The sequence below is a fragment of the Streptomyces sp. NPDC008150 genome (genome assembly GCF_042956945.1).
Taxonomy (GTDB): Bacteria; Actinomycetota; Actinomycetes; order Streptomycetales; family Streptomycetaceae; genus Streptomyces.
The window spans coordinates 485,119-507,542 of record NZ_JBIBHJ010000004.1 but is presented as its reverse complement, the minus strand read 5'-3'; the positions used below and the strand labels follow the sequence as shown (position 1 = coordinate 507,542).

The 22,424-nt window shown below is 72.5% G+C and carries 19 protein-coding genes; 9 read left to right on the top strand and 10 right to left on the bottom strand.

Translation table 11 applies throughout. The features are described 5' to 3' along the window. Positions 1-333: 333 nt before the first annotated feature. Positions 334-1,650: a peptidase S8 gene (locus ACFZA0_RS14035; RefSeq protein WP_391015313.1), complete on the bottom strand. Its 1,317-nt coding sequence runs from the start codon at positions 1,648-1,650 to the stop codon at positions 334-336. A gap of 520 nt (positions 1,651-2,170) precedes the next feature. Between ACFZA0_RS14035 and ACFZA0_RS14030 the strand changes: the two genes are divergently transcribed. From ACFZA0_RS14030 to ACFZA0_RS14020, 3 genes are all read left to right on the top strand, one after another. After that, the gene (locus ACFZA0_RS14030; RefSeq protein WP_391015311.1) at positions 2,171-2,950 is read left to right on the top strand and encodes a trypsin-like peptidase domain-containing protein; all 780 of its coding nucleotides are present in this window, start codon (positions 2,171-2,173) and stop codon (positions 2,948-2,950) included. A 306-nt stretch (positions 2,951-3,256) separates the two neighbouring features. After that, the gene (locus ACFZA0_RS14025) at positions 3,257-4,243 is read left to right on the top strand and encodes an NlpC/P60 family protein (RefSeq protein WP_391015392.1); all 987 of its coding nucleotides are present in this window, start codon (positions 3,257-3,259) and stop codon (positions 4,241-4,243) included. A gap of 215 nt (positions 4,244-4,458) precedes the next feature. After that, positions 4,459-5,166: a phosphatase PAP2 family protein gene (locus tag ACFZA0_RS14020; protein WP_391015308.1), complete on the top strand. Its 708-nt coding sequence runs from the start codon at positions 4,459-4,461 to the stop codon at positions 5,164-5,166. Between the two features lie 330 nt (positions 5,167-5,496). On the opposite strand, the gene ACFZA0_RS14015 is transcribed toward ACFZA0_RS14020, so the two are convergent. Beyond that, a complete protein-coding gene (locus tag ACFZA0_RS14015; RefSeq protein ID WP_391015305.1) occupies positions 5,497-7,077 on the bottom strand; it encodes an FAD-binding protein in 1,581 nt (526 codons plus the stop codon). A 1,046-nt stretch (positions 7,078-8,123) separates the two neighbouring features. On the opposite strand from ACFZA0_RS14015, the gene ACFZA0_RS14010 reads away from it, so the two are divergent. Further along, positions 8,124-8,993, top strand: coding sequence for a hypothetical protein (locus tag ACFZA0_RS14010; RefSeq protein ID WP_391015302.1), 870 nt, complete (start codon positions 8,124-8,126; stop codon positions 8,991-8,993). Between the two features lie 213 nt (positions 8,994-9,206). Beyond that, positions 9,207-9,461 (top strand): hypothetical protein, encoded by a 255-nt coding sequence (locus tag ACFZA0_RS14005; protein WP_391015300.1) that lies wholly within the window; start codon positions 9,207-9,209, stop codon positions 9,459-9,461. Between the two features lie 24 nt (positions 9,462-9,485). Here ACFZA0_RS14005 and ACFZA0_RS14000 read toward each other — a convergent pair whose 3' ends face one another. Then, complete coding sequence (locus tag ACFZA0_RS14000) at positions 9,486-9,863, bottom strand: metal-sensing transcriptional repressor (protein WP_391015298.1); 378 nt, start codon at positions 9,861-9,863, stop codon at positions 9,486-9,488. A gap of 231 nt (positions 9,864-10,094) precedes the next feature. On the opposite strand from ACFZA0_RS14000, the gene ACFZA0_RS13995 reads away from it, so the two are divergent. Beyond that, positions 10,095-10,715: a DUF47 family protein gene (locus ACFZA0_RS13995; protein ID WP_391015295.1), complete on the top strand. Its 621-nt coding sequence runs from the start codon at positions 10,095-10,097 to the stop codon at positions 10,713-10,715. Positions 10,716-10,722: 7 nt separating this feature from the next. Beyond that, positions 10,723-11,721: an inorganic phosphate transporter gene (locus ACFZA0_RS13990; protein ID WP_391015292.1), complete on the top strand. Its 999-nt coding sequence runs from the start codon at positions 10,723-10,725 to the stop codon at positions 11,719-11,721. Between the two features lie 185 nt (positions 11,722-11,906). On the opposite strand, the gene pstB is transcribed toward ACFZA0_RS13990, so the two are convergent. The 7 genes from pstB to ACFZA0_RS13955 form a co-directional block, all read right to left on the bottom strand. Further along, positions 11,907-12,683, bottom strand: a complete 777-nt coding sequence (pstB, locus tag ACFZA0_RS13985; protein WP_391015289.1) for a phosphate ABC transporter ATP-binding protein PstB — start codon at positions 12,681-12,683, stop codon at positions 11,907-11,909. Between the two features lie 71 nt (positions 12,684-12,754). Then, positions 12,755-13,822, bottom strand: coding sequence for a phosphate ABC transporter permease PstA (gene pstA / locus ACFZA0_RS13980; protein WP_391015286.1), 1,068 nt, complete (start codon positions 13,820-13,822; stop codon positions 12,755-12,757). After that, complete coding sequence (gene pstC / locus ACFZA0_RS13975; protein WP_391015284.1) at positions 13,819-14,826, bottom strand: phosphate ABC transporter permease subunit PstC; 1,008 nt, start codon at positions 14,824-14,826, stop codon at positions 13,819-13,821. Before pstC ends, pstA begins: the two co-directional genes overlap by 4 nt. Positions 14,827-14,930: 104 nt before the next feature. Further along, positions 14,931-16,064, bottom strand: a complete 1,134-nt coding sequence (gene pstS / locus ACFZA0_RS13970; protein ID WP_391015281.1) for a phosphate ABC transporter substrate-binding protein PstS — start codon at positions 16,062-16,064, stop codon at positions 14,931-14,933. 475 nt (positions 16,065-16,539) lie between these two features. Next, positions 16,540-17,040, bottom strand: coding sequence for an NUDIX domain-containing protein (locus ACFZA0_RS13965; RefSeq protein WP_391015278.1), 501 nt, complete (start codon positions 17,038-17,040; stop codon positions 16,540-16,542). A gap of 133 nt (positions 17,041-17,173) precedes the next feature. Further along, entirely contained in the window at positions 17,174-18,238 is a 1,065-nt protein-coding gene (locus ACFZA0_RS13960) for a CHAD domain-containing protein (protein WP_391015275.1), read from the bottom strand. Beyond that, positions 18,219-20,447, bottom strand: a complete 2,229-nt coding sequence (locus tag ACFZA0_RS13955) for an RNA degradosome polyphosphate kinase (protein WP_391015273.1) — start codon at positions 20,445-20,447, stop codon at positions 18,219-18,221. The genes ACFZA0_RS13960 and ACFZA0_RS13955 overlap by 20 nt, the downstream gene beginning before the upstream one ends. A gap of 466 nt (positions 20,448-20,913) precedes the next feature. Here ACFZA0_RS13955 and ACFZA0_RS13950 point away from each other — a divergent pair, with 466 nt between their 5' ends. Next, positions 20,914-21,456, top strand: a complete 543-nt coding sequence (locus ACFZA0_RS13950; RefSeq protein WP_391015270.1) for a sigma-70 family RNA polymerase sigma factor — start codon at positions 20,914-20,916, stop codon at positions 21,454-21,456. After that, positions 21,453-22,295 carry a zf-HC2 domain-containing protein gene (locus ACFZA0_RS13945; protein ID WP_391015267.1) on the top strand — a complete coding sequence of 281 codons (843 nt, stop codon included), beginning with the start codon at positions 21,453-21,455 and terminating at the stop codon, positions 22,293-22,295. Before ACFZA0_RS13950 ends, ACFZA0_RS13945 begins: the two co-directional genes overlap by 4 nt. Positions 22,296-22,424: the final 129 nt, after the last annotated feature.

The window sequence follows — 22,424 nt, the reverse complement described above, 5'->3', positions numbered from 1 at the left end:
CTTCCGCCTCACGGAACGGAGTGATGCGGTATACGAGGGGTCGTATCGTCACTCTGTGTATCACGGGAGGTAACCCCGGGCAATGAGGCCGGTGCGGAACCTGATGTGTGGTTCCGTCGTTGACCCCCTCTGGGCCCGGAACCGTTTCTGACGGCCGGTCGGGTGACGGGGAGACAGCCGCGTGCACCGAGTGAGGGTTTTTCCGGGCAGCGTACGCCTGTGGACGGGGACGGCGAAACGGGCCGCTGCCGGATGCAGCGGCCCGTTCCTGTCCTGCCTGGTGTGGTCCCCACGACCCCACTTGGGCATGACGGTCGGTCAGGGAGCCCTGTCTCAGCCGGTGAAGGCCGCGGTCCCCGAGGGAGTGCCGAGGCCCGTGGGGCCGTCGTAGCCCGTCTGGGCGGTGCACAGGTAGGCGGTGGAGCAGGTGCCGTTGTTGCCGCTCGTCACGTCGTTGAGCGACGTGGTGTGGGAGTAGGGGAACTTCGCCGGGTACGAGCCGGTCGACGGGACGCCGCCCAGCGCGTAGACGCCGGCGATGATCGGCGAGGAGACGCTGGTGCCGCCGAAGGTGTACCAGCCGGCCGTGACGCCGTAGGAGTCGTAGACGGCCACGCCGGTCGCCGGGTCGGCGACGGCCGACACGTCGGAGATGGTGCGCTTGGTGCAGCCGGTGTCCGTCTGCCAGGTCGGCTTCGCGTCGTAGGCGGAGCAGCCCGAGCCGGTGCCCTCGGTGCTGCTGGTCTTCCAGACCGTCTCGGTCCAGCCGCGCGTGGTGGAGGACGTCTTGAGGGCGGTGCCGCCGACGGAGGTGACGTACTTGGACGCCGCCGGGTACTCGGCTCCGTACGCCTCGTCGCCTGCGCTCACGGTGATCGCGACGCCGGGGTGGTTGAAGTACGCGGTGTCGTACGAGCTGTCGGAGGAGGACTCCGAGCCGCCGTAGCTGTTGGAGACGAACTTCGCGCCCAGGGTGACGGCCTCGTTCACGGCCGTGCCGAGGTTCGCCGTGGTGGCGGACTTGGCCTCGACGAGGTCGATCTTGCACTTCGGGCAGATGGCGCTGGCCATGTCGACGTCGAGGGACTCCTCCTCGGCCCAACTGGCGTTGGCCGTGGGCAGGGAGGTCGTCGAGCCGGTCTGACTGACCTTCTTGAAGCAGCCGTTGGCCGTGGTGCAGGCCGGGAGGCCGTAGTAGGTGCGGTACTTGGCGAGGTCGGCCTCGGCGTTGGGGTCGTCGTAGGCGTCGACGATCGCGATGGTCTCACCGGTGCCGTTGGCGGCCGCCGCCGCGGTCAGGCCGTAGGCGGACCAGAGGTTGGTGGGGCCGTAGCCGGTGGGGGTGGCGGCGGTGGCGGCCTTCGGCGTGACGCCGTCGGCGGCCGCCTTGGCCTGGGAGAAGGCGGTGACGCCGCCGGTGACGCGGAGCGCGTTGCAGGCCATCTCACCCTTGGCCGGGGTGGAACAGGCCTTCGTCCAGGTCACTTTGGAGGACGCGGTGGAGGTCGTGGCCTTCGTCGTGGGGGTGGCGCCGGCCTGGGCCGCGGTGCCGAATCCGGTGAGCAGAAGCGCGGCGGTGGCGGTGGCGACGGACAGCGTCCTGCGCCAGTTGCCGGCTGTGGGGGGTCTGTTGGGGGGAGTCGTGCGCATCGTGCATCCTCCTGATGGTGGTGTTACAGGGGGGTGTGCGGGTGCGATGCCGCCGGTGCTGTGTCCCCGGCGGCAGGGCGGCGGCCCGGCATGACCATCCCTTGTTGGGTACGCGACAAACAAGGGGTATCCGGAGTTCTGACGTCCGCCTTACCGAACGGGGTCTGCGCCTTACTCCTCCATGGCCTCTCGATGGAACGTGCCTGGTGGGCGCTTGACCCAACTCACAGGTTGTGAGCGGAGGTTTGGCCGCTTGCTGTTCCGACTCGGGTGTTTTGGCGGCCAGTTGAGGCGAATGGCCCGTGTTTCCGTGCCGGGCGCCCGCCCCGTCCCGCCCCCGCGCCGCGCGGTGCGCGCTCCCGGCGCCTCCCGCGTCGCGTCCCGCCGGGTCTCCTCCCGGCGGGCGGTGTGCCGTGGGGCGCAGTACGGTGGATGTCACGCCCTGGGGGCGATGGGGCACGGTGCGTGACGAAGCCGGTGCCCGCGACCTCCCCCGTGACGCGCACCGCCGGGAGGCCACATGCTGCGGACCCCGCGCGCCGGGCGCCGGTGGCCGACCCGCGTCGGCGCCGGTGCCGTACTGGCGCTGCTCGCGGTGGGCGGGTGTTCCACGGGCGCCGCGGCCGACGACGGGCGCGGGCCGTTCGGGGTCACCTCGGTGGCCGCGCCGACCGGTCCGCACGCCCGGGTGGGCGCGCTGTTCCCCGCGGACCGTGCCGCCCGTCTCCCCGGCGGCCACTTCTGCACCGCCTCCGTCGTGCACAGCCCCGGGCGGGACCTGATCGTCAGCGCCGCGCACTGCCTGGACGGCGAGGACGACCTCGTGTTCGTGCCCGGCTACCGGGACGGACGGGCCCCGTACGGGGTGTGGACGGTCACCCGGCGGTACTTGTCCGACGCGTGGACCTCCGGGGAGGACGCGGACGCCGACGTGGGGTTCGCGGCGGTGGCCGCACGGGCGGACGGCGGGATCGAGGACGTCGTCGGCGCGAACCGCCTGGTCACGGGGACCGAGACCGGCGCCGACCCCGTCACCGTCACCGGGTATCCCGACTCCCGTGAGGTGCCCGTCGCCTGCACGGCGCGGGCCGCCGTGCACAGCCGCACCCAGCAGCGGATCGACTGCCCGGGGTTCACCGGCGGCACCAGCGGCAGCCCCTGGGTCACCGCCGACGGCAGGGTGGTGGGCGTGCTCGGGGGGTACCAGCGGGGCGGCGCGACCGCGGACGTCTCGTACAGCGTGGTGCTCGGGCCGCAGGCGGCCGGGCTGTACCGGGTCGCGGAGGCCGGGGCCCGCTGACGGCGGGGCGGCGACGGGACCGGATGCGTCGTCAGGGGGCGCGGACGCGGGGCCGCCGCGCAGGTGACGGATCATCAAGAGGGCCTGTCAGGCGTTCCGGGGGTCGTTCCGTGAGGCGTTCCGCGAGTGGTTCCTCACGTGGATACGTCCGTCCGTACGCGGCCGTCGCGCGGTCCCGATCCGCCACGGACCGTCGAGGACCGGCCACGAATGGGCCGAAAAGTGGTCCGAGTCGGTGGGTGGGCGCCGAAAGGTGCCTTGAACGGGGCGCGGATGGGGGAGGGTTGAGCCGTGCGAAAAGTGTGGATGGCGAGCGGTGTCGCGGTCGGGCTCGGCCTGAGCTTCGTGATGCTGCTCGTCGTCGGGGTGTACGTCGTCGCCGGGAACCTGGTCAACGGCGTCGGACAGGGCAGCGTGGGACTGGCGAAGGGCGCCGTGCCGGCCGCCTACTCGACGCTGGTGCAGAAGTGGGGCAACCTCTGCTCCGCCATCAACCCGGCGCTGCTCGCCGCACAGCTCTACCAGGAGAGCGGGTTCAACCCGAACGCGAAGAGCCCCGCGAGCGCGCAGGGGATAGCGCAGTTCATCCCGGCCACCTGGGCCACGCACGGGATCGACGGCGACGGTGACGGCGACCGCGACGTGTGGGACCCCAACGACGCGATCCCGTCGGCCGCGACGTACGACTGCCAGCTCGCCTCGTACGTCAAGGACGTGCCCGGGAACGTCTCCGACAACATGCTCGCCGCGTACAACGCGGGCGCCTACGCGGTCATCAAGTACAAGGGTGTGCCGCCGTACGCGGAGACGCGCAACTACGTGAAGACGATCACGACGCTGTCGCAGAGCTTCGCGGCGCCCGTGACCCGGCTCGACCCCAGCAAGCAGGCCGCCGCGGCCATCACGTACGCGCAGAAGAAGCTGGGCACGCCCTACCTCTGGGGCGGCACCGGAACCGCCGCGCAGAGCGGCCGCTTCGACTGCTCGGGGCTGACGCAGGCCGCGTACCACAGCGTCGGGATCGAGCTGCCGCGCGTCGCCAACGACCAGTACAACGCCGGCCCGCACCCCGGCCGCGACGAACTGCTCCCCGGCGACCTGGTGTTCTTCTCGGAGGACCTGACCAACTCCCGTGCGATCCACCACGTCGGCATCTACGTCGGCGGCGGCTACATGATCGACGCGCCCCGTACGGGTGCCGTGATCCGGTTCGACCCCATCGACTCACCGGACTACTTCGGCGCCACGCGGGTCACCGCGGATGGCGCGAAAGCGCTCCCCACAGCGGTGTGACGGAGCGTAGCAACCCTCCCCTGAGCTGCGGCGACGGATCTCTCTTCGGTAACGTCTGAGTGATCATTCGGTTGAGGGTGGAACGTACACACAGGGGTCGTGCGTTCCTGTTGACGTAGTCGCACGGGGTGGGACCGGCTCCACGACCACGGGGGTGGCACGAGCGGCGCACGCAGGGTGCGCGCGCACACGGACGACGAAGGGGCCGCGGCACGATGGCTGGACTCGCCGAATCAGGGGCGAACCCCGACGTCAGCCTGCTGTACGACATCAACGGCCTGGCCCAGGACGCTCCGCGCTGGCTCGACCGGACCGTGGCGTACGTCGGGGAGTACGGACTGCTCGCCGCCATGGTGCTGCTGGTGGTGTGGTGCTGGTGGTCGGTGCGCGCGAAGGGCAGGCGGGACGTCGCCGCGTCGCTCGCCGGGCTGGTCTGGGCGCCGCTCGCGGCCGGGATCGCCGTCCTGGTCAACGTCCCCATAAGGGGTTTCGTGCAGCGCCCCCGGCCCTTCCGCGCCCATCAGGGCCTGGACGTCCTGGTGTCCGGGAAGACCGACTTCTCCTTCGTCAGCGACCACGCGACGATGACGATGGCCGTCGGCGTCGGACTGTTCGTCGTCCACCGCCGGATCGGTCTGGTGGGCATCGGCCTGGCCGTCGCCGAGGGCTTCTGCCGCGTCTTCATGGGGGTGCACTACCCCACCGACGTGATCGGCGGCTTCGCCCTCGGCACCGCCGTGACCCTGCTGCTCTCGCCGCTCGCGTCCGCGCTGCTGACCCCGGTCATGAGGGCTGTCGAACAGTCGGAGCGGGCGGGTCTGCTGATTCGTCCGGGCCGTCGCTCCCCGGCCGAGCGGGAGGCCCTGCTGCGGGAGGCGCGGACGGAGCCGGGCGGTTCCGAGGAGCGGGACCTGGCCGCCTGACGCCACCTCGGCGCAGCGCCGCTCCGGCGGCTCCCGCGGCCGCCGTGACGCCCAGCGAGGCGAGGGCGAGCGGGCCGGCGTCCGGGTGTTTCTCGCCGTCGTCGGTCAGGGCGGCGGCGGTCGCGCCGACCGTGATCGCCATGGCGGCGGCAGCGGTCGCGACGACCACGCGCGGGGTCTTCTTCGATATGCCCATGAGCCCAGGGCACCGCGACTGCGCCACCCGGGCCACCGGGGGCGGCCGTTCGGAGTAGCGCCGGGCGCGCACAGGGCGGACGGGGGTTTGGGCGGCGGCCCGGCCGTACCGGGAAACCCCCCGGGGGCCGGACCTCAGAACGCCTGCGGGAAGCTGAACACGCGGTCCGGGTCGTACTGGCGCTTCAGCTTCGCGAGGCGGGGCGCGGCGTCGCCGTAGTAGGCCGTCCGCCAGTCCGTCAGATCGGGATCCGCGTAGTTCTGGTACGCCGCTCCCGAGGCGTACGGGCGCATCGCGGCGTGCGCAGCCGTCAGCCAGGCGCGCGCGGGGGCGCTCGCGGCCGGGGTGTCCCAGGCCGCGATGTACTGCGCCAGCGACCGCGAGCCGCGGTGCACGAACGCGGTGGCGGTGGGAGCGACCCGGTTGACCGCGCCGCCCAGCGCCGTCAGCGCGACGCTCACCGAGCCCCCGGACACCCGGCTCACGCGGTCGATCAGCGCGCGGACGCCGTCGGCGGGGACCGGGCGGTCGAAGAAGTCCGACTTGGCGGCGTACGTCTCGCGGTGCAGCGCGCCCTGCGGGGAGCGGCCCGGGGTGGCGCCGGGCAGCCGGCACTGCGCGTCGGAGGGGAAGGACGAGCAGCCCGCGTAGACCTCCATCGCCTCCTCGTACGAGCGGCGGCGCAGTGTGACGGAACGCGCGGACGCGCCGATCGCGTCGGCCAGCCGGTCCACCGCGTTCTGGAGTTCGCCGTACGTGCCGAGGGAGAACACGGAGACCGAAACGGTGGGCCCGGTACCGGTGTTGGCCAGATGCAGCGCCGACCAGATCTCGTCGGGCTGGTCCGGGCCCCACTCCTGCCAGGCCCGCACGACGTCGGCGGCCCGCGACCACGGCCAGCTCATCTCGCCGGTCACGCCCTGCGGCGCGGGGCGGGTGCGGAACCGCAACTCCGTGACCACGCCGAAGGTTCCGGTGCCGCCGCCCCGCAACGCCCAGAAGAGATCGGGGTGTTCGTCGGCGGACGCGGTCAGCTGCCGCCCGTCGGCGGTGATCAGGGTGGCGGCGGTGAGGTGGTCGCAGGTCAGGCCGTACGCCCGGGAGACCACGCCGTGGCCGCCGCCGAGGGCGAGCCCCGAGATGCCCACCGTGGGGCACGAACCGGCCGGTACGGTCGCGCCCTTCGCGGCCAGCGCGCGGTAGACGTCGATGAGTTTCGCGCCCGCGCCCACCACCGCGGTGCCGCCGGCGGCGCGGACGCGGTTCAGCGCGGACACGTCGACGACCAGCCGGCCGTTCCCGGAGGACCAACCGGCGTACGAATGGCCGCCGTTGCGTATCGCGGTGCGTATGCCGTGGGCGCGGGCGTAGGCCAGGGCGGTGCGGACGTCGTCGGGGTGGGCGGCGTAGACGACGCCGGCCGGGCGCAGTCCGTCGAAGCGGGTGTTGTAGAGGAGGCGGGCGGTGTCCCACCCGGTGTCGCCGGGCCGCACCAGCTGCCCGTCGAGCCCGTGCCCCAGGGCGCTCCAGTCCGCGGCGGTCGCGGGCCGCGAGGCGGGCCGGGGGGAGGGCGGGTCGGCGGCCCGACGGCTCGCGGTCGGCGCGGGGGCGGCGGTGGCGCGCGCCGTGTGGGCGGAACTTCCCCCGCCGCAGGCCGTGGCCGCGGCCGCGGTGAGGGCGGCGGCACCCGATCCGATGAACGCACGTCGCTCCATGTGCCCGGCTCCTCAAGCGAGTTGGGTGATCCCCGGGGTTCCGGCGGCCCTGGTGGTCCTGGCGTCCCTGGTGGTTCCGGGGGCCCCGGGTCCCCCGAGTTGCCGGTTCCCCGTATCCGGTGGAGGAGACGGGCGGGCGGGGTACGGGGTTCCGCACGGCGGGGCGGAGCGCCAACCGGCGGTGCCGGACGCGCTGTTGGGGAGGGGTGGGCCGGGCGGGTCCGGGGTCGGTTCCGCCCGGTTGGGCACGGGGGCGGGCCTGCGAGGGGCCGAGGTCTTGGGCTGCGGGCGTCGTGGCCGGCAGGCGAGGCCCGGGGAGTGGGACCTGGGAGGCGGCCGGTGTGTTGTTGGCGGGGGCGCCAACCCGGCGCTTCGGAAGGGCTGTTGCGGAGGCGAGGAGCGGTGTTGCGGGGCCGGGCCGGTTCCGCTCGGAGGGGGGCCGGGGCGAGTTCCCGTGTCGTAGGCATCGACGGATGCCGGTTGGCGGGCATGTCCGGTGCCCCGGGCCCCGTGACCTCGCGGAGTGTCCCGTACGGCCGTTGCCTCGTGTCGGCGGGGCGGGGCGGGGTGTCGGGGAGGGCCCCTGCCGCCTTGACCCGGCGGAGGTGAGGGGTTGCCCGTTCGTGGGCGTTCGCGGCTGTCTCGTCGCGTCGGCCGGGTTCGTGCGGGCCGGGGCGCGCGCCGCTACGTCCCCGTCGTGTGGCCCTCCGCGTCCGTGCGGGCCAGGCTGCGGGCTCGTCGGGCCGGGCCGCGCCAGCCGCAGGAGCAGGTCGCGAAACAGAACGGTCCCTGTTCGCGCATGGTCGTTCGGTGTTCCGGGAGGTCCTGGGCCGGGTCCCATCCGTCCTGCTGTGCCACCCCGTCACGGTACAGACGCCGGGTAAAGGGCTCGTATGGCCGCGGCCGTTTTCGCGGGCACGGGGTGTGAATCGGGCGTGAAGGTCGCCGAAGCCGTGCGGGACGTGCGTGACGGTGCCACCTACCCGTCGTTATGCGGGGCGACGGTAGGCCAGTGGCGGACGGGACCGGCTGGGGGCAGGCGGGCGATGACGGAGTGGCGGCGGCAGCGGTGGCGGAGCGGGGGTGCGCTCGTCGCGGCCGGGATCGTGGTCGGTGTCTGTGTCGCGACCGGCGGGTGCGCGGGCAGGGGTGTCGCCGCCGAGGACGCGCGGGGCGCGGGCGACGCGGCGGAGAATCCGGTGAGCACCCTGCGGCACGCGGCGGACGTCCTGGAGGCGGCGGGCACCTCGCGGGCCACCACGTCGATGGAGATGGCCACCGGCGGGACGCGGGTCACCATCCGCGGCCGGGGCGTCTACGACTACCGCAGGCAGCTCGGCCGGCTGACGGTGCTGCTGCCGCAGGACCCGGCCGGGGTCACCACCCACCGTCCGATCACCGAACTCCTCGCCCCGGGCGCCCTGTTCATGAAGAACCGGGGCGCGGGCGTGCCCGCCGACAAGTGGGTGCGGGTGGACACGGCCACCCTGTCCGACGGGAACCTGGTGACCGGCGGCGCCACCGACCCCTTCGCCGCCGCCGAGTTGCTGCGCGGCACCCGCGCGGCGACGTTCGAGGGGCGCACCGAGGTGGGCGGTGTCGCGGTGCGGCACTACCGGGGGACCGCCGATCTCGCGCTCGCCGCCGGTGAGGCGTCCGCGGGCAACCGGAAGCCGCTGGGCGCGGCGGCGAAAGGGTTCGCCACCGCGCGGGTGCCGTTCGACGTGTACCTCGACGACCGGGGGCGCGTGCGCAAGGTCCGGCACCGGTTCAGCTTCGTGAACGGGCACCGGGGGACGGCCGGGACGGCCGTCGCGGTGTCGTCGACGACGCTGCTCTACGGGTTCGGGGTCCCGGCGGAGGTCCGGCTGCCGGACGCGGACGACATCTACGCCGGCCGCGTCGCCGAGCAGTGAACCGGCGAGGGGACGCCACGGGGGCGGGGCGCGCGCGGTCCTCGGCGGCGCGCGAGGTGTCGGCCGGGCAGAACGGGGGAGGCGCCCGGTGCGCGGCGTACCGCCGGAGGTGCGCGGGGCGGCCGGGGCGGCGCAAGAACTAGCCCTTACGTGCCATGCGCGGTGTGTGGGCGGCTCCCTACTCTAGGAAGCCGGTACGGCAGAGAAGAGGTGATGCACGTGGCTCCCGTCGGCGGAACGGCGGTTCAGGACCACGTGGCCCTCGCCGAGATCGAGCTGTGCGGAGACCTGATCATCGCGGCCTCGGCCGCCCTTGAGGACCGGCTCAGCCTTGAGAGCATCGACGAGGTGCTGAAAGTGACCGAGGAGCGCGCCCGGGGCGAGCACGCCGTCGGCGACCGCGAGCATGCCGCCGACGACCGCGACCGTGGTCCGGTGGGCCGGCCGCGGAGTGCCGGGGACGCGTAGCCGCGGGGGAGAGCGGCGGCGGGTTCAGGTGCGCAGCAGGCGGCCGATGGCCCGCGTCGCCTCCTCGACCTTCTCGTCGATCTCCGAGCCGCCCTTGAGGGCCGCGTCCGCGACGCAGTGGCGCAGGTGCTCCTCCAGCAGTTGCAGCGCGAAGGACTGGAGCGCCTTCGTGGAGGCGGACACCTGGGTGAGTATGTCGATGCAGTAGACGTCCTCGTCGACCATCCGTTGCAGGCCGCGGATCTGGCCCTCGATCCGGCGCAGCCGTTTGAGGTGCTCGGCCTTCTGGTGGTGGTAGCCGTGGATGCCGCGGTCGTGGTCGGTCACCACGGTGGGGTCCGCCGCGGAGGGCGTGCGGCCGGCGCCCGCGCCGTCGGCGGTCCCGGTGTCGGCGGTCGTCATCGCGTCGTCCTCCTGTGGAAACTGACCCGGGGTACATACCCCCACCGGGTATATGGTACGGGACCCGGACGGGTAGAGGGCTTTTGGCCAGAGCTCCCGGCCGACGACCGCCGTGCCCCCGTGTCGACCACTGTGCCTGATGGGCGACACTGGAGGACGGCCCGTTAGCCGTGGCCGGATGATGCGCCTAGCATCAGCCTGACCGAGACCGAAGGACCCCGAGGACCCCACGTGCGCTTTCGTCTGACCCCCAGGGAGACGAGCTTCTACGACATGTTCGCCGCATCCGCGGACAACATCGTCACGGGCTCGAAACTCCTGATGGAACTGCTCGGGGCGGACGCATCCGCCCGGGCCGAGATCGCAGAGCGTATGCGGGCCGCCGAACACGCCGGTGACGACGCAACGCACGCGATCTTCCACCAGCTGAACTCCTCGTTCATCACGCCGTTCGACCGGGAGGACATCTACACGCTCGCGTCCACCCTGGACGACATCATGGACTTCATGGAAGAGGCCGTCGACCTGGTCGTCCTCTACAACGTGGAGGAACTCCCCAAGGGCGTGGAGCAGCAGATCGAGGTGCTGGCCCGAGCGGCGGAACTCACCGCGGAGGCCATGCCGAACCTGCGCACCATGGACAACCTGACGGAGTACTGGATCGAGGTCAACCGCCTGGAGAACCAGGCCGACCAGATCCACCGCAAGCTCCTCGCCCACCTCTTCAACGGCAAGTACGACGCCATCGAGGTGCTGAAGCTCAAGCAGATCGTGGACGCGCTGGAAGAGGCGGCGGACGCCTTCGAGCACGTGGCCAACACGGTGGAGACCATCGCGGTCAAGGAGTCCTGACCCCTTCATGGACACCTTCGCCATGATCGTGACCATCGCGGTCGCGCTCTTCTTCACGTACACGAACGGCTTTCACGACTCGGCGAACGCCATCGCCACCTCGGTCTCCACGCGGGCGCTGACCCCGCGGGCCGCGCTGGCGATGGCAGCCGTGATGAACCTGGCGGGCGCCTTCCTCGGCAGCGGGGTGGCCCACACGGTCAGTCAGGGCCTGATCGACACGCCCAAGGGCTCGACGGGCATGGGCATCCTGTTCGCCGCGCTGTTCGGGGCGATCGCCTGGAACCTCGTCACCTGGTACTTCGGGCTGCCCTCGTCGTCGTCGCACGCCCTGTTCGGCGGCCTGGTCGGCGCCGCGCTCGCGGGCGGGACGACGGTCTACTGGGACGGGGTCCTCGACAAGGTCGTCATCCCGATGTTCCTGTCACCGGTCGTGGGTCTGATCGGCGGCTATCTGGTGATGACGGCGATCCTCTGGATGTTCCGCCGCTCCAACCCGCACAAGGCGAAGCGGGGCTTCCGCATCGCTCAGACGGTCTCGGCCGCGGCGATGGCTCTCGGCCACGGTCTCCAGGACGCGCAGAAGACCATGGGTGTCGTGGTGATGGCCCTGGTCATCGGCGGTTCCGAGACCTACGGCGACCCGATCCCGGTCTGGGTGAAGATCGTCTGCGCGCTGATGCTCTCGCTCGGCACGTACGCGGGCGGCTGGCGCATCATGCGCACCCTCGGGCGGAAGATCATCGAGCTGGACCCGCCGCAGGGCTTCGCCGCCGAGACCACGGGCGCCTCGATCATGTTCCTGACGGCGTTCCTGTTCAAGGCGCCGATCTCCACCACCCACGTCATCACCTCCGCGATCATGGGCGTCGGTGCGACGAAGCGCGTGAACGCGGTGCGCTGGGGTGTCGCCAAGAACATCGTCCTCGGCTGGTTCATCACGATGCCGGCCGCGGCGATCGTGGCGGCGGTCGCGTTCTGGATCGTCAAGCTGCTGATCCTCTAGGTGCCGGCCGCCGTCCCGCCCGCCACCACGGCGGGCGGCGGGCGGGCGGACACGAAGCAGGCAGGTGAAAGGGCCCGCCCCCGGGAGCCGGGGGCGGGCCCTCTTCGTCCTCGCGGTGGCACCGCCATGCAGCACCGCGAGGGGACCGTGTCCGTCGGGTCCGTGCGGACCCGGCGGGGGGACCGTCAGCCGAAGCGGCCCGAGATGTAGTCCTCGGTGGCCTGGACCGACGGGTTGGAGAAGATGCGCTGGGTGTCGTCGATCTCGATGAGCCGGCCGGGCTGGCCGACCGCCGAGAGGTTGAAGAAGGCGGTGCGGTCCGAGACGCGGCCCGCCTGCTGCATGTTGTGCGTCACGATGACGATCGTGAAGCGCTCCTTCAGCTCGCCGATCAGGTCCTCGATGGCGAGAGTGGAGATCGGGTCGAGCGCGGAGCAGGGCTCGTCCATGAGCAGGACGTTCGGCTCGACGGCGATGGCCCGCGCGATGCACAGGCGCTGCTGCTGGCCGCCGGACAGGCCCGAACCCGGCTTGTTCAGGCGGTCCTTGACCTCGTTCCAGAGGTTGGCGCCCTTGAGGGACTTCTCGACGATGTCGCCGAGCTCGGACTTCTTGTAGTTGCCGTTCAGCTTGAGGCCCGCCGCCACGTTGTCGAAGATCGACATCGTGGGGAACGGGTTCGGACGCTGGAAGACCATGCCGACCTCGCGGCGCACCGACACGGGGTCGATGCCGGAGCCGTACAGGTCCTCGTCGTCCAGCAGCACCTTGCCCTCGACGCGGCCACCGGTGGTGACCTCGTGCATGCGGTTCAGGGTGCGCAGGAACGTCGACTTGCCGCAGCCGGACGGGCCGATGAAGGCCGTCACCGAGCGCGGCTCGACGGTCATCGAGATGTCCTCGATCGCCTTGTGGGAGCCGTAGTAAGCGGTGAGACCGCTGACGTCGATTCGCTTGGCCATGACTGGTTCACTTCTTTCGCGGTGGGGGGTCGCTTCGAGGTCCCGGGCGGCCGTGGCCGCGGGTCGACTGCTCAGCGACCGGTCTTCGGGGCCTTCCAGCGGGCGATGCCGCGGGCCGCCAGGTTGAGGATCATGACGAAGGCGATGAGCGTCAGGGCAGCCGCCCAGGCACGGTCGTACGCCGCACCGGAGCCCGCGCTGTTCGCGTACTGCTGGTAGATGTACAGCGGCAGCGACGCCTGCGGGTCCTTGAACGGGTTCGTGTTGATGAAGTTCGTGCCCCACACCAGCAGCAGCATCGGCGCCGTCTCGCCGGCGATGCGCGCCACCGCGAGCATGATGCCCGTGGTGATGCCGCCGATGGACGTCGGGAGGACCACCTTGAGGATGGTGCGCCACTTGGGGATGCCGAGCGCGAGGGAGGCCTCGCGCAGCTCGTTCGGGACGAGCTTGAGCATCTCCTCCGTGGAGCGGACCACGACGGGCATCATCAGGATCGCCAGGGCCAGCGAGCCGGCGAAGCCGGAGTAGCCCATGTCGAGGATCAGGATCCAGAAGCTGAGGACGAAAAGGCCGGCGACGATCGACGGGATGCCCGTCATGACGTCGACGAAGAAGGTGATGACCGTGGAGAGCTTGCCCCGGCCGTACTCCACCAGGTAGACGGCGGTCAGGACACCCACCGGCACCGCGATCAGGCAGGCGAGGCCGACCTGCTCCAGGGTGCCGAGCAGGGCGTGGTAGATGCCGCCGCCCGGTTCGGTGTCGGCGACGACGCCCATGGAGTGCGTCAGGAAGTAGACGTTGAAGACCTTCACGCCGCGCGAGAGCGTCGTCCACACCAGCGAGGCCAGCGGGATCACGGCGAGCAGGAACGCGACCCACACCATGGAGGTGGCGACGCGGTCCTTGGCCTGGCGGCGGCCCTCGACGCGGGCGGCGACGACGTACGTGGCCAGGACGAAGAGGACGGCGGCGATCAGGCCCCAGGTGACCTTGTTGCCGAGACCGCCGAGGAGGCCGACGAGGACGGCGACGACGATCGAGCCGCCGGCGATCGCCCAGGGCGACCACTTCGGGAGGGAGGCGCCGCGCAGGGTGCTCTGGGGGCGCTCGTCGGTGACGTCTGCGGTGCTCATGCGTTGGCCCCCGAGTACTCCTTGCGGCGGGCGATGATCGCGCGGGCCGCGCCGTTGACCAGCAGGGTGATGACGAACAGGACCAGACCGGAGGCGATGAGCGCGTCGCGGCCCTGGTCGGTCGCCTCGCCGAACTTGCTGGCGATGTTCTGGGCGAAGGTGCCGCCGCCCGGGTCGAGCAGGCTGGCGTGGATCTCGAAGGTCGGCGACAGGACGGTGGCGACGGCCATCGTCTCGCCGAGCGCGCGGCCGAGGCCGAGCATCGAGGCGGAGATCACGCCGGAGCGGCCGAAGGGCAGCACCGCCATGCGGATGACCTCCCAGCGCGTGGCGCCGAGGGCGAGAGCCGCCTCCTCGTGCATCTGCGGGACCTGGCGGAAGACCTCGCGGCTCACGTTCGTGATGATCGGCAGGATCATGATCGCGAGGAGCACGCCGACCGTCAGCATGGAGCGGGGCGCGCCGCCCTCCCAGGAGAAGATCCCGGTCCAGCCGAAGTACTTGTCCAGCCAGCCGAACAGGCCGGTCATGTGCGGGACGAGGATCAGGGCGCCCCACAGGCCGTAGACGATCGACGGCACGGCGGCGAGCAGGTCGATCACGTACGCGATGACACCGCTGAGGCGGCGGGGCGCGTAGTGCGTGAGGAACAGCGCGATGCCCACCGCGACCGGGACCGCGAGGGCCATGGCGATGATCGACGAGACGACCGTGCCGAAGGCCAGCACCGCGATGCCGAAGTCCGGCGGGGTGATGTTGGTGTTCCACTCGAAGGTGGTGAGGAAGTTGCCGTGGTCCTTGCTGATCGCGATCGAGGCGCGGTAGGCGAGGAAGACGGCGATGGCGCCCATCACGACGAGCAGGAAGATGCCCGAGCCGCGGGAGAGGCCGAGGAAGACACGGTCTCCGGGGCGCGTGGCGCCGCGGGCGGCGCGCTTGTGCGCCGGGGCGGGGGTCGGGGTTGGCGGGGGAGGTGCTTCGGTGTTCTGCGTTGATATGTCCATCGGAATCTCCGGTCTGCGGAACCGCCCTAGGTGGGCGGCTCCAGGCGGCGGTGCACCGGACGGTGCGGTCCGGCCCCGCGCGGGGACCGGACCGCACGCTCAGATCAGCTCAGGCTGTCGATGGTGGTACGGACCTTGGCGATGATCTCGTCGGGGATCGGCGCGTACTTGGCGTCGGTCAGGAGCTTCTGGCCGTCCTCGGACGCGATGTAGGTGAGGAAGGACTTCGTGGTGGCGAGGGTGTCCGACTTGTTGCCCTTGTCGCACGCGATCTCGTAGGTCACCAGGGTCAGCGGGTAGGCGCCGTCCTCGGTGGGCTTGTAGTTCATCTCCAGGGCCAGGTCGGAACCGGTGCCCGTGACCTTGGCGGTCGAGATGGCCTTGGTGGCGTTCTCGACGGTGGCGTCGGCCGGGGTGGAGGCGCCGGTCTTCAGGGCGGCGGTCTTGATGCCGTCCGTGGCGTAGGAGAGCTCGAAGTACGAGATGGAGCCCGAGACCTGCTTGACCTGCTGGGCCAGACCGGAGGAGCCCTCGGCGGACTGGCCGCCCTTGGCCTGCCAGGCCTTGCCGCCCGAGTAGGTCCAGTCGGACGGGGAGACGGCCTTGAGGTACTTGGTGAAGTTGTCCGTGGTGCCGGACTCGTCCGAGCGGTGGAACGCCTGGATCTTCAGGTCGGGGAGCTTCGCGTCGGGGTTCAACTTCGCGATCGCGGCGTCGTTCCAGTTGGTGATCTTGTTGTTGAAGATCTTCGCCAGCGTGGAGGCGTCCAGGGTCAGGCTGTCGACACCGGGGACGTTGAAGCCGACCGCGATCGGGCCGCCGACCATGGGCAGGTCGATGGCCTGGCCGTCGGTGCAGACCTTCTTCGAGGCGGTGATCTCCTCGGGCTTGAGCGGCGAGTCCGAACCGGCGAACGCGGTCTGGCCACCGAGGAACGCGGTGACGCCGGCGCCCGAACCGGTCGGGTTGTAGTTGATCTGGACGCTCTTGCAGGAGGCCGTGTACTGCTTGACCCAGGCGTCGATCGCGTTCTTCTGCGCCGAGGAGCCGGACGCCTGGAGCTGGCCCGAGGCGTCGTCGCACTTGATCGCGGAGCTGTCGGCGGCGGCGCTGGTGCTGCTGCTCGGGGTGGAGGAGGAGCCGGTGTCGTCGGAGCCGCACGCCGTGAGGGCCAGGGCGCCGGTCGCGGCGAGAGCACCGAGGGTGAGGGCCCGCCGGTTCATGCGCTGAAGCTTCACTGAGGGAGTTCCTTCCAGGAGCCGCCGGCCTGTTTCGGCGGCGTGCGAAGTCTTGGTGATGCGGAGGCGTGTTTTTGGTGTCCTGTTCGCCCCTCGCACCGCGTAAGGCCGAAATTAGGCAGATCAGGTGAAGGCGCCGATGGCCGTAAATGAACGAGGGGTGAACCCTGGAGGGCGGCCCGGTGAGGTCACGGAACGCTTACGTCGAGGACACGGAGTGATCCCGGCAGCGGACGCGCGCCCGGAGGTCCCGTGCGAGGCGGAAACGGGGGCGCGCGGCGGGTGGTGAGGGCGCGCGGGCACGAGGCGGCGGGCACGGGGCGCGGGGGCGTCGGCGCGGGGGCGCGCACCCGCGGACACGGCGCCGCCCGCGGCCGGGAGACCGCGGGCGGCGAACGACGGGCGCAGGGCGACGGGGGCAGGGCGACGGGGGCCGACGGGGCCGCGACCGGTGCGCGGGGGCGGCCCGGAGCGGTCACGTCAGGTGCAGTGCGTCCAGGAGGGCGTGGACGAGGGCGCGGTCGCGCGGCTGGGTGAGACGGGCGCGGGCCGCGGCCGGGCTCAGCCACAGCACGCGGTCGACCTCGTCGCTCGGCGCGAAATTGCCGCCGGTCGCCTCGGCCGCCCAGTAGCGGACCTCCTTGGGGCGCCCGTTCGCCAGGTACCGCAGGGTCGGCAGCTCGGTGCCCGGGGCGCAGGTGTGGCCCGTCTCCTCGGCCACCTCCCGCAGGGCGGCCGCCAGCCACTTCTCGCCCCGCTTCAGCTTCCCCTTGGGGTGGGACCAGTCGTCGTACTTGGGCCGGTGCACCAGACACAGCTCAAGGCTGCCGTCGGCCGGGGAACGGCGCCACAGCAGGCAGCCCGCCGCGCGGACGGTGCCGTCGCCGTCCCGGTGGTGCTCCGGGCCGTGTCCGGAGGCGTCCCGGCGGGGGTGGCGCCGGTGGGCGTGGGTGTCGGTGTGCTTGGGGTGGGTCACCGGTGGTTCACCGCTTTCTCCAGTACGCGGTCACGTGGGGGTGCCGGCGATGCGGGTGCTGCGGGCCGCGGACGGTCACCGTGCCGGGAGCGGGGGCGCGTGCGGGGACGGAGTACCCCGGCGGCGCCCCCGCTCACGGGGTGCCCACCGCCTGTTTCTGCCAGGAGCGCTGGAAGGCGAAGCGGGCCGCCTCGACCTCGTGGCGCTGGTCGGCGTGGAGGACGCCGAGCGCGTAGGCGGTGGCGGGCGCGATGCGTGGCGTACGGGCGGCGGCCGCCGCGGCGGCAGCCGCCTCCGAGGCGTCGCGGTGCCGGTCGAGCGCGAGGCCGGCCCCCGGCATCCGCGGGTCGGGCGGCGCCGCGGCGCCGTGCAGGATCTCGCGGGCGTACCGGTGCAGCCGCAGCAGCAGCCGGACCTGGTGCCAGGGCGCGTCCTGGGGGTGCGGCGCGGGGTCCGGCGACAGGCCGTCGACCAGCGCCGCGGCGTTGTACGGGCTCCCCGCGGTGACCAGCGGCAGCGCCGCCACGGCGGCCGTCAGCCGTTCCTCGGCCAGCGCGGCGGCGGGTCTCAGGTCGGCGCTCGCCGCGGCGGGGGACAGCGGAACCTCGCTGGCGAGTAAGGCCACCCGGTCCGCGACCGCGTGGAAGCGGGACGAGCCGAGGGCCTGGAGCGCCGCCGAGTGCGCGCGGGTCCGGGCCAGCGTGAGCTGCCGTTCCAGCAGGGCGCCCGCCTTCGCGGCGCCCACCGTCACGTTGCCCCGGTCCGGGCCGCCCTGCGCGGGAACGGACGGCCCGCCGCCTGCCCGCTCGGGCAGGACGTCGGCGACGGGCGCCGCGGGGCCGGTGCCGGACAGCCGGTGCAGCGCGAGGAGCAGCCGCTCCAGCCGGGCCTCGTAGGCGTGCTCGCGGGCCAACGTGCCCGAGAGCCACGCCAGTTCGGGCCGCATCTCCTCCGACCAGCCCGGGTCGAGCAGCGAGCGGAAGGTGTGCAGGCTGCCGCTGACACGGCGGGCGGAGCGGCGCAGGGCGCGCGCCGCGTCGACGGTGTCGTGCGAGCCGTTCACCGCGCCGCCGGTCTCCCGGTGCAGCCGGAGCGCACGCAGGAACTCGGTGGCCTGTGCCCGCAGATAGCCCGCGAGGGCGTCCGCGCCCACCGGCCCCGCCGCCGGGTCGGTCGGGTCAAGGTGTTGCTGTGCCACGCCGGCGCCTCCGGGCGTCTATGAGCATCTCCTGGATGTTGCGCAGGGGCTGGCCTTCGGCGTCCGTCGCGTGCCGGATCCATTCGCCGTCCGCGCCCAGGTGCCAGGACGCGGTCGTGTCGGACATCCCGGTGTCGATGAGCCGGTTCAGGGCCGCCCGGTGGCCCGGGTCGGTGACCCGGACCAGTGCCTCGATCCGGCGGTCGAGGTTGCGGTGCATCATGTCGGCGCTGCCGATCCACACCTCGGGTTCGCCGCCGTTGCCGAAGATGAACACCCGCGAGTGTTCGAGGAAGCGGCCGAGCACGGACCGCACGCGGATGTTCTCCGACAGTCCGGCCACCCCGGGCCGCACGGCACAGATGCCGCGCACGAACACGTCCACCGGGACGCCCGCCTGCGACGCGCGGTACAGGGCGTCGATGACGGCCTCGTCGACCATCGAGTTGCACTTGATGCGCACGCTCGCGGGGCGTCCGGCACGGTGGTGCTGGACCTCCTTGTTGATCCGCGAGACCAGCCCCTCGCGCAGCGACTTGGGGGCGACGAGCAGCCGGCGGTACGTCTCCCGGCGGGAGTAGCCCGAGAGCCGGTTGAACAGGTCGGAGAGGTCCGCGCCGACCTGCGGGTCCGCGGTGAGCAGGCCGAGGTCCTCGTACAGGCGGGCCGTCTTCGGGTGGTAGTTGCCGGTGCCGACGTGGCTGTAGCGGCGCAGCGTGTCGCCCTCCTGACGCACGACCAGCGACAGCTTGCAGTGCGTCTTGAGGCCGACGAGGCCGTAGACGACGTGGCAGCCGGCCTCCTCCAGCTTGCGCGCCCACTTGATGTTGGCGTGCTCGTCGAAGCGGGCCTTGATCTCCACGAGGACGAGGACCTGCTTGCCGGACTCGGCGGCGTCGATGAGGGCGTCGACTATGGGGGAGTCGCCCGAGGTCCGGTACAGGGTCTGCTTGATCGCGAGGACGTCCGGGTCGGCCGCGGCCTGCTCCAGGAACGCCTGCACGGACGTGGAGAAGGAGTCGTACGGGTGGTGCAGCAGCACGTCCCGGCTGCGCAGCGCGCCGAAGATGTCGGGCGCGGACGCCGACTCCACCTCCGCGAGGTCGCGGTGGGTGCCGGCGACGAACTTCTGGTACTTCAGCTCCGGCCGGTCCAGGGACGCGATGCGGAACAGGCCGGTCAGGTCGAGCGGGCCGGGCAGCGGGTAGACCTCCGCCTCGCCGATCTTCAGCTCGCGCACCAGCAGGTCCAGCACGTCGCGGTCGACGGACTCCTCGACCTCCAGCCGCACCGGCGGCCCGAAGCGGCGCCGCATGAGTTCCTTCTCCAGGGCCTGGAGCAGGTTCTCGGTGTCGTCCTCCTCGACCTCCAGGTCCTCGTTGCGGGTGAGCCGGAACGCGTGGTGCTCCAGCACCTCCATGCCCGGGAACAGCTCCTCCAGGTGCGCGCCGATGACGTCCTCGATGGGGACGTAGCGGCCCTGGGACGCCTCCAGGAAGCGCGCGAGCAGCGGCGGCACCTTCACGCGGGCGAAGTGACGGTGGCCGGTGACCGGGTTGCGCACCACGACGGCCAGGTTCAGCGACAGGCCGGAGATGTACGGGAAGGGGTGCGCGGGGTCGACGGCCAGCGGCGTCAGCACCGGGAAGATCTGGTGCCGGAACAGCGTGAAGAGGCGCGCCTGCTCCTTCTCGGTCAGCTCGCTCCAGCGGACCAGGTGGATGCCCTCCTCCGCGAGTGCGGGGGCGACGTCCTCGTGGTAGCAGGCGGCGTGCCGGGCCATGAGCTCGCGCGAGCGGGCCCAGATCATCTCCAGCACGTCGCGGGGCTGGAGCCCGGAGGCGGAGCGGGTGGCGACGCCGGTGGCGATGCGGCGCTTGAGCCCGGCCACCCGGACCATGAAGAACTCGTCCAGGTTGCTGGCGAAGATGGCGAGGAAGTTCGCCCGCTCCAGCAGCGGCGTGTTCGGGTCCTCGGCGAGTTCGAGCACCCGCTCGTTGAACGCCAGCCAGCTCCGTTCGCGGTCCAGGAACCGGCCCTGCGGCAGCTGGGAGCCGTCCTCCGACGACTCCTCGTACACGTCGAGGTCCGCGTCGAGATCTGGTTCCAGGTCGGATACCGCCGCCGCCACGGTGTGGGGGCGGTGGGCGGCTATGGAGCCCACGGAGGGCTGCGCGTGGACCGGGGCCTTGGCGTCTGACTGGCTCATGGACACATTCTTCCGCGTGAACAGCGAGACAGGCGCGTCGGAACGCGCGGGAGTCAGTGCTGCGACGGCGGCGGGGCTCCCCTCACCGGGTCGAGGCCGGGAGGGGGACAGGGCGTCCCCGTTCCCCGCGGTCCCCTCGGGGGGCGGCGAAGGCTCTGGCACGGCGGGCTTCATCTGCCGAGCGTTGCAAGCCTGTCTGAATCGATGGTTACGAAGACATGACGTGCGGGACACCGGGAGGCGGCCCCGGAGGGTCCGCGTCCGCGGGCATCCGGCGGCACGGCCCACGACGGGCCGCCCGGCGGCACGGTACGCGGGACGCCGCGTGTGCCGGGACTGGAGGATACGCAGGTGGGGGGCGGGTGGGGAGGGGCGGGGCACGGACCGGGGCCGCCGCGCGGGCCCGGCCGGAGAAATCGGCGGCCCGGGAGTGAACCGCCGGGCGGTGCTCGTGCGATGAGGGGACGTGAGCGCAACGAGAAGCGACGGGGAGCTGCTGCGGGCCGTGGCGGCCGACGCCGACCGGCGTGCCTTCGAGGAGCTGTACCGGCGGTACGCGCCCTGGCTGACCGGGCGGATGCGGGGCCGCTGCGCCGATCCCGGGCTGGTGGACGACGTCGTGCAGGAGACGTTCCTCGCGGTGTGGCGGGGGACCGCCCGCTACCGCGAGGACGGTGACGTCGCGGGCTGGCTGTGGCGGATCGCCTCGCGGCGGCACGTCGACGCGCTGCGCGGCGACGGCGCCCGCGGCCGGCTGCGCCAGACCCTGGCCCGGCTGCGGCACCGCGACGAGGCGTCCGCGGAGGAACGGGTGCTCGCGGGGGTGGAGCACGGCGACCTGTCCGGGGCGCTGACCCGGCTCTCGCCCGAACTGCGCGCCGTCCTCCAGGCCACCGTGGTCGACGGGCTCACCACCCGGGAGGCGGCCGTCCTGCTCGGCATTCCGCCCGGCACGGTCAAGACGCGGGCCATGCGTGCCCGCAAGCAACTGCGGGAGGCGCTGGCATGACCTGGCACGTGGCCGAGGAGGACCTGCGCGCGTACGCCCGCGGTGAGCTGGCGCCGCCGCTGCTGTGGTCCGCCGACACCCATCTCGCGGCGTGCGCGCACTGCCGCACCCTGCTGGCGGAGGCCGGTGAGCCGGGCGCGCTGGACGCGGGCTGGGCGCGGCTGGACGCGGAACTGGACGCCCCGCGGCGCGGCCCGTCCGAAAGGGTGCTGGTGCGCCTGGGCGTGGCCGACCACACCGCCCGGCTGCTCACCGCGACGCCGGTGCTGCGGCGTTCGTGGCTCGGCGCGGTGGTGTTCGTGCTGACGGCGACCGTGCTGGCCGTCCGCACGGTGGACACGCCCACCCTGTTCCTGGGACTCGCGCCGCTGCTGCCGCTGGCCGGGGTGGCCCTCTCGTTCGGCCCGTTCGCCGACCCGACGTACGAGATGGCCGTCGTGGCGCCGCTGCACGGGTTCCGGCTGCTGATGATCCGCACGGTCGCCGTGCTGGCCGCCGGGCTGGTGCTCAACGGCCTGGCGACGCTCGCCCTGCCCGGCTACGGGCTGCTCGCGCTGGCCTGGCTGCTGCCCGCGCTGGCGCTGACCGCGACCGGGCTCGCGCTGTCCACCCGGCTGGGCCCGGTCACCGGGCCCGCCGCGGTCGGCGGCGGCTGGCTCGTCCTGCTGCTGTCGGCGCGCGTCCACGCGCGGCTGCCCGACGGCGGCCACGGGACGCTCGCGCCGTTCACGGCGGCGGGACAGGGCGTCACGGCGGTCGTCGCGGTGCTCGCGGCACTGCTGCTGTACCGGGTGCGCGACCGGTTCGACGGCGGGGGCACGACCCGCGGGGCGCGCTGAGGCGGGTGCCCCTGCCCACGGGGCGCGCCGGGGCGGGTGCCCCGGCGGCTCCCGCCCGCCCTTTCCGCTCCTCACCTCCGTTCTTCACCTCTGTTCCTCACCTCCGTTCCCGCCGGTTCCGATCCTGGG